The organism is Novosphingobium sp. TK71 (assembly GCF_055361505.1).
The window spans coordinates 1,138,094-1,153,924 of record NZ_JBSZKA010000001.1 but is presented as its reverse complement, the minus strand read 5'-3'; the positions used below and the strand labels follow the sequence as shown (position 1 = coordinate 1,153,924).

13 protein-coding genes and 1 riboswitch are annotated in these 15,831 nt (G+C 65.0%); of the genes, 5 read left to right on the top strand and 8 right to left on the bottom strand.

Features of this window, described 5'->3' with window-relative positions; translation table 11 throughout:
* Positions 1-63: 63 nt before the first annotated feature.
* The 5 genes from msrB to msrA all read right to left on the bottom strand — a co-directional run bounded on the left by msrB (position 64) and on the right by msrA (position 3,346).
* Entirely contained in the window at positions 64-570 is a 507-nt protein-coding gene (gene msrB, locus ACXJ16_RS21145; protein ID WP_463923270.1) for a peptide-methionine (R)-S-oxide reductase MsrB, read from the bottom strand.
* 84 nt (positions 571-654) lie between these two features.
* Positions 655-1,215, bottom strand: coding sequence for a fasciclin domain-containing protein (locus tag ACXJ16_RS21140; protein WP_463923269.1), 561 nt, complete (start codon positions 1,213-1,215; stop codon positions 655-657).
* A gap of 83 nt (positions 1,216-1,298) precedes the next feature.
* Complete coding sequence (locus ACXJ16_RS21135; RefSeq protein WP_324699740.1) at positions 1,299-1,991, bottom strand: anti-sigma factor; 693 nt, start codon at positions 1,989-1,991, stop codon at positions 1,299-1,301.
* Positions 1,984-2,559, bottom strand: coding sequence for a sigma-70 family RNA polymerase sigma factor (locus ACXJ16_RS21130; RefSeq protein ID WP_054436390.1), 576 nt, complete (start codon positions 2,557-2,559; stop codon positions 1,984-1,986). The genes ACXJ16_RS21135 and ACXJ16_RS21130 overlap by 8 nt, the downstream gene beginning before the upstream one ends.
* A gap of 76 nt (positions 2,560-2,635) precedes the next feature.
* The gene (gene msrA, locus ACXJ16_RS21125; RefSeq protein ID WP_463923268.1) at positions 2,636-3,346 is read right to left on the bottom strand and encodes a peptide-methionine (S)-S-oxide reductase MsrA; all 711 of its coding nucleotides are present in this window, start codon (positions 3,344-3,346) and stop codon (positions 2,636-2,638) included.
* 156 nt (positions 3,347-3,502) lie between these two features.
* Between msrA and ACXJ16_RS21120 the strand changes: the two genes are divergently transcribed.
* On the top strand, positions 3,503-5,242 hold the full coding sequence (locus tag ACXJ16_RS21120) for a cytochrome c biogenesis protein DipZ (RefSeq protein WP_463923267.1): 1,740 nt from the start codon (positions 3,503-3,505) through the stop codon (positions 5,240-5,242).
* Between the two features lie 36 nt (positions 5,243-5,278).
* Here ACXJ16_RS21120 and ACXJ16_RS21115 read toward each other — a convergent pair whose 3' ends face one another.
* Positions 5,279-5,533: a hypothetical protein gene (locus ACXJ16_RS21115; RefSeq protein ID WP_054436368.1), complete on the bottom strand. Its 255-nt coding sequence runs from the start codon at positions 5,531-5,533 to the stop codon at positions 5,279-5,281.
* Between the two features lie 163 nt (positions 5,534-5,696).
* On the opposite strand from ACXJ16_RS21115, the gene ACXJ16_RS21110 reads away from it, so the two are divergent.
* From ACXJ16_RS21110 to ACXJ16_RS21095, 4 genes are all read left to right on the top strand, one after another.
* Entirely contained in the window at positions 5,697-6,149 is a 453-nt protein-coding gene (locus tag ACXJ16_RS21110) for a tRNA (cytidine(34)-2'-O)-methyltransferase (RefSeq protein ID WP_463923266.1), read from the top strand.
* A gap of 144 nt (positions 6,150-6,293) precedes the next feature.
* A riboswitch (cobalamin riboswitch) is annotated at positions 6,294-6,536 on the top strand.
* Between the two features lie 175 nt (positions 6,537-6,711).
* Positions 6,712-8,754 (top strand): TonB-dependent receptor, encoded by a 2,043-nt coding sequence (locus ACXJ16_RS21105; RefSeq protein WP_463923265.1) that lies wholly within the window; start codon positions 6,712-6,714, stop codon positions 8,752-8,754.
* Positions 8,755-8,887: 133 nt separating this feature from the next.
* The gene (locus ACXJ16_RS21100; protein WP_443478269.1) at positions 8,888-9,232 is read left to right on the top strand and encodes a DUF2322 family protein; all 345 of its coding nucleotides are present in this window, start codon (positions 8,888-8,890) and stop codon (positions 9,230-9,232) included.
* A 215-nt stretch (positions 9,233-9,447) separates the two neighbouring features.
* Positions 9,448-12,201: a T6SS phospholipase effector Tle1-like catalytic domain-containing protein gene (locus ACXJ16_RS21095; protein ID WP_443478268.1), complete on the top strand. Its 2,754-nt coding sequence runs from the start codon at positions 9,448-9,450 to the stop codon at positions 12,199-12,201.
* Between the two features lie 60 nt (positions 12,202-12,261).
* Here ACXJ16_RS21095 and ACXJ16_RS21090 read toward each other — a convergent pair whose 3' ends face one another.
* Together ACXJ16_RS21090 and ACXJ16_RS21085 are read right to left on the bottom strand one after the other, a co-directional pair.
* Complete coding sequence (locus tag ACXJ16_RS21090) at positions 12,262-13,785, bottom strand: CHAT domain-containing protein (RefSeq protein ID WP_463923264.1); 1,524 nt, start codon at positions 13,783-13,785, stop codon at positions 12,262-12,264.
* Entirely contained in the window at positions 13,782-15,740 is a 1,959-nt protein-coding gene (locus tag ACXJ16_RS21085) for a hypothetical protein (protein WP_463923263.1), read from the bottom strand. The genes ACXJ16_RS21090 and ACXJ16_RS21085 overlap by 4 nt, the downstream gene beginning before the upstream one ends.
* Positions 15,741-15,831: the final 91 nt, after the last annotated feature.

The following is a 15,831-nucleotide window of genomic DNA, read 5'->3' as shown; positions in this document are numbered from 1 at the left end:
TTTATCGGCCGGATTATGCTATGTTGTTGCAAATAGGTCGCAGTATCGTTTTAAGGGCGACCGTCAGCCCGCGCTGAAGCGCAGCGCGGCGCCGTTCATGCAATAGCGCAGACCCGTCGGCGGCGGTCCGTCGTCGAAGACATGGCCGAGGTGCCCCGCGCAACGCGCGCAGCGAACTTCCTTGCGGATCATTCCCAGGCTGCGGTCCTGCCGCAAGGTGATCGCGCCGGGAAGATGATCCTGGAAGCTGGGCCAGCCCGTGCCGCTGTCGAACTTGGTTTGCGATGAAAACAGCGGCAGGGCGCAGCCGGCGCAGAGGAACCGGCCCTTGCGGTGTTCGCCGAGGAGCGGGCTCGAATAGGCACGTTCCGTGGTGCCCCGGCGCAGGACGGCGAAGGCCGGCGGTGGCAGGCGGGCCCGCCATTGGGCGTCCGACAGCGAGAGCCACGGCTCTGCCGCCGCGCCGAGGCATGGGGCCGAGCAGAGGGCCGCGGCGATGAAGCCGCAACCGGCAAGGAATGCGCGGCGGCTGGGCCCTTGATCCTTGGGGCCTTGATCCTGGGTGTTCATCGGCCGTCATCCTGAAGGATTGCGGAGGCCGTCCACGGGAAGTCGGCTTCCGCCGGAATCCCGTGGATGAGCCGGTTCATCATCTCACGGCATCAGCACCGTGTCGACGACATGGATCACGCCGTTGGACTGCATGACGTCCGCGATGGTGATCCTGGCCTTGCCGCCCTTGGCATCGGTCAGCCACCATGAGCCTGCCTTGTCCTTCCACGCGGTCAGCATTTCGCCTTGCACGGTGGTAAGCATGGCCTTTCCGCCGTGAGCCTTGGCATTCGCGGCGATATCGGCGGCGCTCATCCGTCCCGGCACCACGTGATAGGTCAGTATGCCAGTAAGCATGGCCTTGTTCTCGGGCTTCAGGAGCATATCCACCGTGCCCGCCGGAAGTTTGGAAAACGCGGCGTTGGTCGGGGCGAACACCGTGAACGGCCCCGCGCTCTTGAGCGTGTCGACAAGCCCGGCCGCCTTTACCGCGGCGACAAGGGTGGTGTGGTCCCTGGAATTGACGGCATTGTCGATGATGTCCTTGTTCGCATACATCGCGGCCCCGCCGACCATGGGGTCCTTCGCTTCGACGGCCGCCGCGCCGGTCATGAGAACGGCGGTGGCGAGCAACGCTGCTAGTGTTCTGGATCGCACTTTCATCTGAGGCATCCTTCTTCCCGCACTCCATTCTTCTGGAATGCGCGGGAGATACGGAGCCGAAGCGGCGATGGACGCAGTGGCCTTCAGATAGTGGTGATTTTTCCGGTGAGGATCGGCGCGGTGCTGGGTGCCTTGTGCGGCGCGCCGGCGCTGTCTTCCAGCGTGATCGCCAGCGTCGCCCCGTCCGTCAGCATCGGGCGCATGTCGGGCGATATCGCCAGGACCGCCGATTGCATGACCCCCAGCGAACGCGGCACGCCGTCCTCCGGGATGACCCATAGTTCCGGGCTCTTGCCGTTGCCGCCCAGCGAATGGGGGCTGAGGTGGAGCATTCCGGCTTTGGGATCGTAAGCGACCGCCATGGTGGCGGAGCCTTCGGCCCCCGCCAGTTGCGAAACCGACATGGGCATCTTCGTGCGATCTTCGGCCGGACGGACGAGGATGAACAGGGCCAGGCAGGCGGCGATGGAAGCGGCGAAAATCGCGCCCGCGCGCCAGGCACGCAGACGGCGGATGAGCGCCGGTTCCGGGTTCCGGGGCGCGCCGGAATCGATGCGGGCGGCAACCTTGTCCCAGAGGTGTGCTGGAGGTTCTGCCGCAGGGATCGCCGCCAGCAGGGGTGACAGGCGCGCGGCCCATGCATCCACTTCGCCCGCGAAGACCGGATCGGACAGGCGCAGGCGCTGTGCGGCGGCGCGGTCCTCGCCTTCGAGCAGGCCGAGAGCCAGTTCCGCCGCCACATCACTGCGGCCGAAGGGATCGGCGGGGTCAGCCATCGCTTAGGCAGTCCTTCAGTCTCTGCATTCCGCGCCTGATCCAGCTCTTGATCGTCCCGAGCGGCGTTTGCAACTGGTCGGCGAGCTGCTGGTAGGTCAGGCCATCGAGAAAGGCGCGCCGGATCGCGTTGGACTGGTGGCTGTCGAGCCCTTCCAGGCAGCCGAGCAACCGCCGATTTTCCTGCTCATCGGCAAACACGGCATCCGCCAGGGGCGCTTCGTCAGGGATGGCCGCCAGAATTTCTTCCGACACCGCGACATGCCGATGCTGAGACCGGCGCCAGTCGATCGCGCTGTTGTGTGCGATCGCCGCGAGCCAGCTTATCGGGCTGGCGCGCTCCGCATCGAATGCGCCTGCACGGCGCCAGACCTTTACATAGACATCCTGCAAGACATCCTCCGCGGCCCCCCGGTCGCCGCAGATACGCAGGCAGATGCCGAATAGTTTCGGCGCGGTCATTTCGTAGACGGCGCGCAGGCCGGAGGGTTCGCTGGCCGCGGCAAGATGGAGCGCGGCGACGAGCCTTGCCCGCTCCTCCGTTGGTTTAGCGCTGCTCCCGTTTCGCACTGCCAGCTTCTCCGATGCGGCGATCCTGCCCGTTCGCCGCGAGGAGATCAACGATTGTCGCTCGCCGCCTGCCGGCTCACGGCCGGACAAGGACGGGCGTGCTGCGATAGAGCGCGGGGAAGGCCCTTTTGAGCGCGGCGATCTTGGGCTGGTCGTTCGCGCGGATATAGGCGGAATCGGGGTGGAGCGTCAGGAAATCCTGATGATAGGCTTCGGCGGGGTAGAAGCCCTTGAACGGTTCGATGCGCGTGACGATCGGCCGCTTCCAGACGCCGGCGGCCGCAAGCTGGTCGATATAACGCCGGGCGATCTCCTGCTGCCGGGGGGACTGCGGGAAAATGGCGGTTCGATACTGCGTGCCGTGGTCCGGCCCCTGGAAATCGCGCGTGGTCGGGTCGGCGGCCACGGTGAAGAAGATCTGCAGCAGCTTTCCGTAGCTGACCTGTGCCGGATCGAAAGTGATCCGCACCGCTTCGGCATGTCCGGTCCGCCCGCTTGCGACGGCGGCGTAGCTTGCGTTCGTGCGGTCGCCGCCCGAATATCCCGAAACGGCGCTGCGCACGCCCTTGACGTGCTGATACACACCCTGGATTCCCCAGAAGCATCCACCGGCAATAACGGCGGTTTCGCTTCCTGCAGGGTTGGGACTGTCGTGGAGAGGGGCGGGAACCTGCACGGCTGCGCGCTGCGGGGCCGCAGTGGAGCGGCTCTCCAGAACGGGCGCCGCGACGGCGAGGCCGCAGGCAAGGAATACGAGGAGCGGTCGCCTGCAAGGAAAAGCCTTCATTTCGTCCTCCCGGCAAAGTTCGAGTACCGGAAGATACGTTCCGGAAAGTCGGAAAGATGCAGGCGCGAAAATATAGTTTCCGATGCGATCGCGGACAGCGCAGGTTCATGCGCCGATGCGCCTGATCGGCAGGCTTCATGTTGGAGGAAACAGCCGATGATCCTCTTTGTCCTTTCCTATCTGGGCGGTGTGCTGACCATCATCAGCCCCTGCATCCTGCCGGTTCTGCCCTTCGTCTTCGCGCGGGCCGATCAGCCGTTCCTGCGCAGCGGATTGCCCATGCTGATCGGCATGGCGGTGACATTCGCGGGCGTTGCCACACTGGCGGCCGTGGGCGGGGGCTGGGCGGTTCAGGCCAACGGCCTGGGGCGGATCGTGGCTCTGGCGGTGCTTGCGCTGTTCGGCCTGCTGCTGCTTTTCCCGTCGCTGGCCGATCGCGCGACCCGGCCGCTGGTGGCGATGGGCGCGCGGCTGTCCCGTTCGGCGGAAGGAGACGTGGGCGGCTCCTCCGCCACGTTCTCCGCGTCGCTCCTGCTCGGGGTTGCCACCGGGCTGCTCTGGGCGCCTTGCGCGGGACCGGTGCTCGGACTTGTCCTGACAGGAGCGGCGCTGAACGGCGCCAGTACGCATACCTCCCTGTTGCTGCTCGCCTATGCGCTGGGCGCGGCAACTTCGCTGGCGCTGGCGCTGCTGGTGGGCGGGAAGGTGTTTGCGGCGATGAAGCGATCCATCGGCCTTGGTAACGGTGTTCGCCGCGTGCTGGGCGTGGCGGTGCTCGCCGGGGTGGCCGCGATCGCGCTGGGGCTGGATACCGGCCTTCTCACCCGCCTTTCGCTTTCGGGCACGGCGCAAGTCGAAGAGAGGCTGCTCGCCAAGTTCCGCCCCGGTACGCCTGCCGCTTCGGCCATGCGCGCCGGCCGGGCCGAACTGGGAGACGAAGGCGCGTTTCCGTCTTTGGCAGGGGCGAGCGAATGGATGAATTCGCCGCCGCTCACCGCCGAGGCGCTGCGTGGGAAAGTGGTCCTCGTCGATTTCTGGACCTACAGCTGCATCAACTGCCTGCGCTCGCTTCCCTATGTCCGTGCATGGGCGGAAAAGTACAAGGATCAGGGGCTCGTCGTCATCGGCGTTCACGCGCCCGAATTCGCCTTCGAGAAGAACCCGGCGAACGTGAGCCGCGCGATACGCGATCTCGGCATTTCCTATCCAGTGGCGCTCGATAACGATCGCGCGATCTGGCGCGCCTTCCAGAACCTCTATTGGCCCGCGCATTACTTCATCGATGGCAAGGGACGGATCCGCTATCATCATTTCGGCGAGGGGGATTACGCGGAATCCGAAAGGGTCATCCAGCGCCTGCTGGCCGAGAACGGCAATGCCCCGCCCAGCCTGGAGGTCGTGGCGGTCAAGGGCTCCGGCGTGGGCGAGGCGCCGCAGAAGGCCACCAATCGCTCGCCCGAAACCTATCTGGGCTATTCACGAGGCGAACGTTTCGCTTCGGCGGGCGGTTATGTGCCGGACCGGCCCCACAGCTATGTGCTGGGGCAGTTGCCCGGCCGCAATGACTGGGGAATTGCGGGATCGTGGACCGCCGGGCCGGAGTTCGTCTCGCTGGATGCGGCGGGCGGGCGTATCGCTTTCCGCTTCCATGCCCGCGATCTTCATCTCGTGCTGGGGCCGGGGCCGCAAGGACGCCCGGTCCGCTTCCGCGTCACCGTGGACGGCAAGGCTCCGGGCGGCGATCACGGCATGGACGCGGACGCGGCCGGGCAAGGCACCGTGACCACGCAGCGGCTCTATCAACTGGTTCGCCAGCAGGGCACCGTGACCGACCGGACCTTCACCATCGAGTTCCTCGATCCGGGCGTGCAGGCCTTCGCCTTCACGTTCGGCTGAGGAGGCGGCGCGCCGTTTCGGCCCGTCATGCGGGGCTCAGCCGTAGGAAGGATCTTCCAGCGCGTTCATCCAGGCGGGACATTCGTTCTCCACGCCGCCACGGAACGAAGCGCTGTTGAAGGACAGGAAATCGTGCGCGGCGTCGCGCGCGGTCATCGATGCGGGGATACGATAGCTGGCGGCAACCGCATCGCCGCAGGTTGCCGTCCATCCGGCGATATCCCGTTCGCGCTGCATCCAGAGCTGGACGAGCCAGAGGAAGTCGTGTCGCTTGTCCTGTATCGTGGGCATCCCTCGGTCCTTCAAGGTTTCGGATGCCCTAGGTTGCACAACGGCTTTATTCCCGCAATATCCGCCACTTGCGGCACAGGCCGGAAAGGGCGCCGCCCCGCCTCGTTATCCGGGAACTGCCGAAGGGCTTGCATGGCCGCTGTCTTGCCGCCAATCGGTCCGGATGCGTATTGCTCTATTCGAACCCGAGATTGCCGGAAACGTCGGCGCCGTGCTGAGGCTTGGCGCGTGCCTGGGCGCGAGCGTGGATATTATCGAGCCGATGGGCTTCGTATGGGACGATCGGCGCGTAAGGCGGGCTGCCATGGACTATATCGACCATGTCACGATTACACGACACGCCAGCTTCGATGCCTTCAGGGCCGATATCGGGCCGAGCAGACTGGTGCTGTTCACGACCAAGAGCAGCCATTCGGCTTATGAATTCGGATTCAGGGTAGACGATGTCCTGCTCTTCGGAAAGGAGAGCGCAGGGGTGCCCCCCTCAGTGGCGGATGTCTGTGATGCGCGCGTGCGCATACCGCTGCGGCCGGAGGTGCGCTCGCTGAATCTCGCCACGTCGGCCGCGCTCGCGCTTGGCGAAGCCCTTCGCCAGACCGCGACTTTGCCGGGGTGACGGTTACCCGGCCCGCTTTCCCGGCCCGCTTTCCCGGCGCAGCGGGCGAAAGCATCGCCGTAACAATACCTCACCTGCCATACACTCTTGAACACATTTCTTGCGTGGGTTAGCGGACTGCAACCGTTTCCTTCTTTCGAAGGCGGCGGGCAAGATCGCGCCGGTGCCTCGAAAGAGGCTTAATAGGGAACGCGGTGAGAGGGCTTCGGCCTTCGAATCCGAGGCTGTCCCTGCAACTGTAAGCGGTGAGCGCGATGCATATCGCGGCAGGCCAAGGAGCCTGGCCGCAGCCACTGGGCCGGACGCTAAATCCTGCGAGGCCTGGGAAGGCCGTGCATCAAGCGATGACCCGCAAGCCAGGAGACCTGCCGGCGTCTGGTCGCTCTCGCTTTGGTCCAGGGGATGGCCGAGGCCCGGTAATTTTTCCGTCTGAGCGACGAACGAGCGGTGGAAGCCGCATCGGTTCGTGTCGCGGTCGCCTCGGGCGTCCGGCCGATGGCGCGTGCCGACCGTCTTGGACGGCACGCTTCCACTCCCAGTCGCAGGCGCCGGGGGAATTGTAATGCAAATCAACACAAAGGCGGCATTCGCCCGCCTCGCCATGGGCGGGATCGTCGCGCTTGCCTCCGTTCCGGCTCTTGCCGGCGAAGTGGCTTCGGACGGGTCGGCTTCGGATGGCGGCAACAGCGAAATCCTGGTTTTCGGCCGGGGAGAGACCAAGATCGGCGAAGCCCATGCCGCCAGCGAAGGCAGCGTGGCAGGCTCCGACCTGCTGGTCCGTCCGCTGCTGCGCGTGGCCGAACTTCTCGAGGCTATTCCCGGCATGGTCGCCGCCCAGCATTCGGGCAGCGGCAAGGCGAACCAGTATTTCCTGCGCGGGTTCAACCTCGATCATGGTAGCGATTTCACGACCTATATCGACGGCGTGCAGATGAACCTGCGGACCCATGGTCATGGGCAGGGGTATCTCGATCTCAACGGTTTGATCCCGGAGATCGTTGCGCGTGAAGACTTCCGCAAAGGGCCTTATCGCGCGGACGGCGGCGATTTCGCCTTGGCGGGCACGGCCTACATGACGACGATCGCCGGCTTCGACCGCCCGTGGGTTTCGCTTGAGGGGGGCTCGTACAGCACCGGCCGTCTTGCAGCGGGCGGCACGATCAAAGGGCTTGGTTCCGGCGATCTTACGGTGGTGGGGCAGGCGAAGCGCTATGACGGGCCGTGGCAGCAGGAGGAGCACCTGCGCCATTATGCGGGCTTTGCGAAGTACAGCATGCCGCTGGGCGAAGGTGCGCTCCAGGCTTCGCTTCATGCCTACCACGCGACATGGCGTCCAACCGAGCAGATTCCCGAGCGGATCGTCGGTTCCGACATATGCGCCGACGTGTTCTGTTCGCCCGACCCGACGGCGCGCGGCAGGACCACGCGGTTCGTCGGCAATGTGGGGATCACGCAGGCGAGTTGGAGCGCCAACGTCTACGCCCAGTATTACGACTGGAACATGTATTCAAACCCGACTTATGTCGATCCCGACGGGACCAGCGCCCAGATCGACCAGTTCGACAAGCGCTGGGTTACCGGCCTCACGGCACGCAAGCACTGGAATCCGGCGCCGGAACTGGAACTCTCCGTCGGCACCGAGAACCGCTTCGACCATATCGGCAGCGTTGGCGTGAATCGCACGGAAAGTCGCGAATTCCTGTACTCGCTGGGCCGTTATCACGTCGAGGAACTTTCCGGTGCGATCCATGGTGAGGCAACCTGGCAGCCGTTGGCGGGCCTGCGCCTGACGGGCGGTCTGCGGGGCGACTACTATCACTATTCCGTGCGCGCCAGAAACGCAGCGGCGGAAGAGCTTGGTGAGGGAAGCGGGCACGATTCGATCGTTTCGCCCAAGTTCTCCGCGGCCTATGAAGTTACCCGGCAGTTCGAACTCTATGCCAACTGGGGGCGCGGATTCCACTCCAACGATGTGCGAGGGGCGGTGAATGCCGAAACGCCGGTGCCTGTTCTGGTACGCGGCACCGGCAAGGAGCTGGGCGCCCGTTTCCAGACGGACGGTTTCTCGCTGACAGGAACCTACTGGTGGCTCGACGTTGGAAGCGAACTGCGTTTCGTCGGTGATTCCAACGCGGTCGAGCCGACCGGCGCCAGCAAGCGTCATGGCTACGAACTTGTCGCTTTCTGGCGGCCGCTGCCCTGGCTTGCGCTTGATGGCAACTATACCGCCAGCCGTTCGCGATACGACAATGGCGACCGCATTCCCAACGCCTTCGAGAATGCAGCGTCGGCGGGGGCGTCCATCGTGCTGGACCCGTGGGAGACGAGCATCCGCATTCGCCATCTCGGCCCTTACCCTCTGGTCGAGGACAACAGCGTGCGGGACAGCGGCAGCACCGTAGTCAATGCCCGTGCCGCCTGGAAGGGAGGCCGGATCGAGATATATGGTGAAGTGCTCAACATCCTCGACAGTCGCGACAAGGACATTGCCTATTATTACCAATCCTACATTCCGGCTTACGATGCGGCAGGTCCCGTCGACGGGCGCTTGAGCAGGGTGATAGAGCCGCGCACCGTCAAGATCGGCGCGCGGTACACCTTCTGAGGACAGGGCGTGCCGCGGCCCTCATGCGCCGCGGCACTACTTGGTGGTTCTAGGTGGTGCTTCCGGGACCGATTGCGGTCATTCGAAGAAGGTGTAAGAGCGCCGCGAGTGCAGTGAATCAGGAACAAGAGACATGCTGGCGGCAATCGAACCGGGCGCGACCTTCAAGGACAATCTTCAGCTATTGCCGCCGATAGACGGCCTGGAACGCATCGACCTCGTCGATGATGCGGGGAACGTGGTGGCCTCCATATCGAACCAGCCGGGCAAGCAGGGTTCGCTCGCCGTCTACAACTACCTGAAGCAGCGGTTCGACCATCTGGATGCGGCTGCTGCCGAGCATGGCCTTGTGGTGTTCGCCGAACATACCGCGGATGCACGCGAGCGTCCCGGTGCACATCCGAATGTCGACCTTCTGCTGGATATCGCCGCACGCGGCGGCCGGCTGGGCATCGAGGTCATTCCGGCCGGGCATTGATCGCAGGTACGGGCGGGGGTTGGACCTGACGTTTCCCTTTGTGTGCAAATTATTCAGTAAGAATTGTTAATCATACGGATGGGATCTTAAGTATAGTTCCCATTCGATCGCGCGTTTACTGTTGTCTGCCCGCGTTGGAAATGTCACTCATTGTCGTGTGCGAAGCGGGGGCTTTGCAGATTGTCATTTCATGACAGCGATCGGGGGGCAGGAATGTGTCCAGCGCACCTACCGGAGAAGAAATCGCGCCGGAACGGCGTGCCGATGCGGCTGCGCCGCTTGCCGAGCCCAAGCGGATCGTCGTGTTCTCGGACGGCACGGGCAACAGCAGCCGCGCGTTGTTCCGCACCAACGTCTATCGCCTCTATGATGCGCTCGATCTGGGATCGAGGCCCGGCGGCCCCGATCAGATTGCCTATTACGACAATGGCGTAGGTACTTCGAGTTTTCGTTTCCTGGCGGTTCTGGGCGGCATTTTCGGCTTCGGGCTGAAGCGCAATCTTCTGCGGCTCTACGAATATGTCTGCCGCAACTACAATGGCCAGTATCCCGGAACGGACAAGGGCGACACGATCTATGCCTTTGGGTTCAGCCGGGGCGCGTTCACGATCCGGCTTCTCGTGGCGCTCATCTGCACGCAGGGCATCGTTCCTTATGAGGACGAGCGCGAACTGAAGCGCAATTGCGCCGATGCGGTGCGGCGCTTCCTGGGCGAGAATGCGCCGGACCTGTTCCCCTGGCTTTTCCAGACCGTCCGCTGGTTCAGGGACAGGATCATACAAGGCTGGCGCCGGTTGCGGGGGCAGGCTTTCAACCGTGAGGCGGAGAGTTTCCCGGACATCGAGTTCGTGGGCGTATGGGATACCGTGGCCGCCTATGGCGGGCCCATCGTGGAGATCACGCGCGGTATCGATCAGTACGTCTGGCCGCTCACCATGACCGATTACGAGTTGCATCGCCGGGTCAAGGTGGCACGGCATGCGCTGGCGCTCGATGATGAGCGGGACAGCTTCTGGCCGCTGCTCTGGGATGAAATCGCCGATCAGCGGGCGCATGCCGGCATCAATAAGGAGTGCAGGGACTGGAATGCGGCGGAGCGTCTGCGGGCCGGTTCGCGGTTGAAGCAGGTATGGTTCGCCGGCATGCATTCGGACGTGGGAGGAGGTTATCCCGATGACAGCCTCGCCTATGTGTCGCTCAAGTGGATGATCGACGAGATCAACGCCCTCGGGCCTGACCGGCTGGCGCTGATCCAGAGCGAGGAAGCCCGCATCCGCGCCTTTGCGAACCCGCTGGGGCCGATGCACGATTCCCGAAGCGGGCTTGCCGGATACTATCGCTACCAGCCGCGCAAGATCGCAGCCATGCTTCATCGCAGCATTGCCGATACCGTTGGCATGAACCAGACGCGGGTCCTGCGCGATCCGATCATCGGGGAAAAGCGCCATCGCCCGCAGGGCCTGTTGACGGCGTGCCATGTCCATCGCAGCGTGATCGAGCGGATCTGTCTCGGCAACGACAACTATGCGCCGATCGTGCTGCCTCGCAAGTTCGAGGTCGAGCCCCCCTATGCCCCTGCGGACAAGTCCGCGCTGGCCGCCGCGAGCCGCACTTTGCAGGAGCGGGACCGGGCAAAGGGGCGAGGCGAAATCCAGGAAAATGCCTGGGACAATGTCTGGCTGCGGCGGACCTGCTATTTCGCCGTTGTCCTGCTGACCGCGTTCCTGGCGCTCGCTCCGTTCTGGGGGGACGGGTCGGGCTTCACGCCGGGAATGGATTCGCGATGGGTGCTGAGCGACATTTTCGTGCTGGGGCGCAAGTTCGTGCCTTCCTGGCTCCTGGCATGGTACGATCCCTGGACCGCCAACTGGGCCTTGAGCCTTGTGATCCTGGGGCTCATCGGGCTGATAGCCAATGCGATGCGGGCGCTGGAGGCCGACCTCAGGGACCGTGTCCGCATTGCCTGGTGGGACGCGCTGGCCGGGCAGACACTCGAACGGTTCGAGCCCACGGCCCTGCGCGCGCTTCGCAACAGCCTCGGCTATCAGGCGGTGATGCAGTTCTGGAAATGGCGGGTCCTGCCGTTCCTGTTCGGTGTTTCGATCCTCCTGTGCGTACCTTGGCTCGTTCTCGTACTCTGGACGCAGACGAGCCTGATCGGGCTGGAACGCGGCGTGGCCTTCTGCAAGGAATCCGCCGAAAACGATACCCCAAAAGCCGTACTCAAAACGCGATCCGCTCCGCTGGCACTCGATCCCAAAAACCCCTGCCTGCCGTTCGCGCCGCTTGCAGCCGGGCGGGGGCAAGCATCGCCCGCGATACAAAGCAAGGCGGCAGTGGCGGCGCACGGCACCGTCATCAAAGGGCAGCGCTATTATGTCATCCTGACCTGGCCCGAACGGGGCGATCCGTGGCGGGACAAGACTCACCCTGTGGCTGCGGCAGGGCGCAACACTTTCGATTTTCCGTTTCCTGCGAATGTCGTGATGGCGGGCGGGGCGCCGCTGCGGCGCGTGGTCCTCGCGCGCTGGCTTGAGCCGCTGGTCGAGATTCGAGACTCGAAACCTGACCTGTCGCCCAGTGGCTATCGCCGCACGATCATGATCCAGCGGCTGACGCCTGTAGCGCCGGTCATCAAGGAAGCAGACGAGAGCGACAAGGGCCAGCGCAAACCGCCCGCAATCCGCTGGATGGGTTCCTTCGTTCCCACCATGAGCGGAACGGCCTGGATATTCCTCAACGACGCCGCGCTGCCGGAAGGCACGGGAGGCGCGACCTACTTCTATGCCAACAACAAGCGTACCTTCGACAATTCGCCCTCGGCAGGGGCCACGCTGTGGAAAGGGCCGGACTTCGAGCAGACCGCCCGCCAGTGCGAGGCGGCACTCGGAGATTTCGCGAAGATATCCGAATGCCTGAGACGTAAAGGCATCGACCTGAGGCCCACCGCTACAGGCGACCCCGGCTAGCGCCAGAATGTCATCCCCGGCCGGAGAGGCGAAATGTGGCCCAGATCGTGAAGGCGGCCTCTACCGCAGCGGTGCCGAGGGCTTTCCGAAGATCATGAAGCTGGCCCACATCTTCGGATCGTTGGCATAGGGTCTTTCGCCTTTTGCGTTTCGGGCATTCATCGTGGCGAACTGGGCCTTCTGCATGGCGATTTCCGGTACGTCCCCGGCCTTCAGCCGCTCGACGAACCGGGTCATCAGGATTGCGGTGGCCTGATCGCTCACATTCCAGAGGCTGGCCACGACCTGTCCCGCGCCTGCTGTAGTCCAGCTGCGGGCAACGCCGAAGCCGCCGCCGTCGAACATGCGGCCCAGCGCGGTCTGGCAGGCGCTGATGACGACCAGCGGGTGGTGCCGCTTCCAGTCCGGGAAACGGGCCTGCCGGATATCTCCGGCATAATAGTGCCCCTCCTTGCCCGACATGGCGATGAACCCGCGGGTAAGAGGGTTCCTGGGGTCGGACACCGCGTGTGTCGCCAGATAGACCAGTCCGGCGTCCGGCCGTGCTGCGATGGCCCGTGTCAGGTTGCCGCGCGTGGCCTGTGTTCCCGTCATCAGCACCGTGGCGGGATCGTCCAGTTCCCTGGAGACCATGACAGCCTCTCGCTGTGCGCCGGGAAGCGGCGCCCAATCGAACTTCCTGTCGCTCGACAAGTCCGGGTTGCCCACGACAATGGCCTTGCCGATGTCGAGCGCGCGATAGTCGAACGTGGGATCGGCGCCTGTCAGCGTGTCGACATCGGGAAGGATCACGAAAGACCAGTGCGACACTGCCGTGCCATTGCGAAGCGGCAGCGCGGCATAGGGGGCGGTTCCCGTGTCCATCGCCGGGATCACGAGAAGCCGGCCGCTCCGCGTTCCCAGCGCATCGCCCACCGCGCCGGGCAGCAGCATTTCGCGGGTGCGCTCCAGCGTTTCTCCGCGCAGTTGCACGGCCTCGGGGGAGCGATCCCGGATCAGGTTGCCGCGTTCGACATCGGGCGGCGGGGGCGGCGTGCCTTTGGGCCGGTTGCCGCGCGTGGCGGCGAGACGGCGCACGCCCAGTCCGTCAACCATCAGCGACAGTCCGGTGTAGTCCCGATCGTAGAACCCGTGCGCCACGCCCCCGTCGGGGCCGATGAGCCAGGCGTTCATCGCCGCGCCGCCGCGCAAGGTGTGGATCAGCGCGAAGGTCGGCATGCCATCGCCGGAAAGTGCTGCCAGCCGTTCGCGAATGGTGGCAAGGTCGCGTTCGGCCTTGGCCAGATCGCGCTCCTTTCCAGGCGCCACGACTTTTCCGGTGCGCTCCTTGTTGCGCAGGACCCTGGCGAACAGTTCGGAGCCCGCGATGGCTTCCAGAAGCAGCGCGCGATCCCCGGGGGTAAGCTCCGCAGGCATCGGTGCGGGGGGCGGCGCGGCAGAAGCTGGCGGGGCGGGGGAAGCGGCCTTGCTCTCGCTGCTTGCCGCGCGGTCGGCAGGCGGCTTTCGCGGCTCGGCGTTGCAGCCGGAAAGAACCAGCGCAGACAGGGCGAGGACGGCGACCGGGATCTGGCGCGGTCGCTTCATACCGGAACCGTGATCTGCTTTCCGGCGAAGACCGCCTGCCAGCTTTCGATCTCGGACACGACGATGGAATCCATGTCATGCGCAAGCTGCGCCACCACGGCATAGTCGATCCGCGCCTCATCGTCGGCGGCGAGAATTTCGATACGGCGGTCCAGCCCGTCGAGGCGTTCGGCGGTGATCCGGGAGATTGCGGAAAAGCGCTCGAAATCGCCGAAGTAGCGGATACCCGCGATGGCCGCGCCGAAGGTGGGGAAGCATACGCCGAGGAAAGTGAAGACCTTCGAGGCGGCGTGCGGGAACCCCTCGGCAAGCAGGCCCGTGGCCGCGGCGATTTCGATCAGCAGGTAGATTGATACGGAAACCACTGCGAGAATGAACAGCGTCTCGGAAATACGGTCGAGGCTGTGATGGACATGCCGCAACCTCCGTGCCTTGCCGATGTGATAGTCCCGCTGCTCGGCGACGTGGGGGCTGAGCAGGCGCGTCATCGCGGTGCGCAGGTATTCGTGCGTTATCGGTGCGGCGGGCAGGCCGACCCCGCGCAAGGCGGCACGTGCATAGTATTCCGGCCAACTGGTGTAGATCCCCTGGGGCCAGCGGCCCGGCGGGCGCGCTACGCCAAGGGCGAGCAGGATCGGGGCGTGGCGCAGGTATTCGGCGACCCGGCGGGTGGTGAACCAGCGGCTGTGCCAGCGCCGCCGCACGCCCTGCCAGGTAATCAGGATGATGGCGATCAGCAGCAGGAATTCGATCCCGGCGAAGAACCACTTCTGCGCGCCGAGAGGCTGATAGGCGATGCCGGCGGCGATCGCGAGCGAGGAAAGCACGAAGTTCGCCACCATGCCGCCGCGATAGGCATCGGACAGGTGCGTCGATATCCCGTCCGCCCAGGCGAAGCGGCGTAGCAGGGATCGCTCCACGTTGCCGGCAAAGTCGCCGTCCAGTCCTGGAAGGGCACGTATGTCGGCCAGGAGCGGCGCGCCGCTGCCGCTGGCGAAGGCCTCGGGCGGTTCATAGCGCAGGGCCAGCGGGCGGAACGGCCTGCCGTCGCCGGAAAACATCGCCTCGATCCGGCGGTATCCGCCTGAAAGCGGGTGACTGCGGGAGGGCCAGGCCTCGTCCCCGAGGCTGGCGGCGCCTGCCGGAAGCTGGGCATCGCTTTCCGGGCGCAAGGCGGATCGGATGAGCCGGCGCAGCACGGCGTCGCGGCCTTCCGCCGGAGGACGCGTGACGAGCGCTTCGGGAGACTGCATGATCCGCCAGTCCGAAGGCGCGGCGGGATCGATGCAGATCACGGCGCCGTTCTGTTGGAGCGTCCTTGCGATGGTATGCCCGGTACCGCCTACAAGGCTCCGGGTCGCGCCGTCCCACACCGCGATCACGATGTCCGCCTGTTCGATCATCACCCGCCCCGCCAGCGCCACCCGCTCCGAACAGCAGGCGGAGAAGGTCTGGGTCTTGGTGGCACAGCCGGGATCGTCCAGCATGGCGAGAAGAGCGTTCGACACTTCGCTGTCACGTTCGGCCAGTTCGAACAGCCGGACCGTCTCGAAAATTCGATCCAGCGCGAGCGCGCGTTCCAGCACTTGCGGATCGGCGGGAGGACGCCCTTCAAGCAAGGCGCGCGCGTCAGCCCCGGTGGCTGTGTGGCTGGCCACGGCCCGGTAAAGCGCCCGGCCGAACGGCAATGGGGCGATCACTTCCCAGCCGAGCGCCAGTGCCATCGCGGCGACCATCTGGTCGGTTCCGTCAGCCAGCAGGCCGTAGAGGCGCACCGGTTCGATCGGCCCCAGCGCCAACGCTTCACCCGCGAGGCCGGACTGGATCGTATCGCAAATCTCGGCAAGCACGGCGGCAACGGCGTGGCGGTGGGCGGCGAAGGAGGGGTTGTCTTCCCGGTGGCCGGTAACGCCCAGGGTCAGGCGAAGGGCAGGCAGCGGCGGAACTTGAACCATCTGGCGGCATCCCCCGGATTGCATGGAAACATATCCCGAATTGCCGCCGGTGACGGTAGTGCAAAGTTCCGCGTGTTCATGTTAACAGTCA

Coding starts and splice junctions, on each gene's coding strand:
- ACXJ16_RS21135 (WP_324699740.1), bottom strand. CDS start 1,991: ATGGCTGACCCCGCCGATCCCTTCGGCCGCAGTGATGTGGCGGCGGAA.
- ACXJ16_RS21090 (WP_463923264.1), bottom strand. CDS start 13,785: ATGAAGCGACCGCGCCAGATCCCGGTCGCCGTCCTCGCCCTGTCTGCG.
- ACXJ16_RS21140 (WP_463923269.1), bottom strand. CDS start 1,215: ATGAAAGTGCGATCCAGAACACTAGCAGCGTTGCTCGCCACCGCCGTT.
- ACXJ16_RS21120 (WP_463923267.1), top strand. CDS start 3,503: ATGATCCTCTTTGTCCTTTCCTATCTGGGCGGTGTGCTGACCATCATC.
- ACXJ16_RS21105 (WP_463923265.1), top strand. CDS start 6,712: ATGCAAATCAACACAAAGGCGGCATTCGCCCGCCTCGCCATGGGCGGG.
- ACXJ16_RS21085 (WP_463923263.1), bottom strand. CDS start 15,740: ATGGTTCAAGTTCCGCCGCTGCCTGCCCTTCGCCTGACCCTGGGCGTT.
- ACXJ16_RS21100 (WP_443478269.1), top strand. CDS start 8,888: ATGCTGGCGGCAATCGAACCGGGCGCGACCTTCAAGGACAATCTTCAG.
- ACXJ16_RS21110 (WP_463923266.1), top strand. CDS start 5,697: ATGCGTATTGCTCTATTCGAACCCGAGATTGCCGGAAACGTCGGCGCC.
- msrB (WP_463923270.1), bottom strand. CDS start 570: ATGAACACCCAGGATCAAGGCCCCAAGGATCAAGGGCCCAGCCGCCGC.
- ACXJ16_RS21115 (WP_054436368.1), bottom strand. CDS start 5,533: ATGCCCACGATACAGGACAAGCGACACGACTTCCTCTGGCTCGTCCAG.
- msrA (WP_463923268.1), bottom strand. CDS start 3,346: ATGAAGGCTTTTCCTTGCAGGCGACCGCTCCTCGTATTCCTTGCCTGC.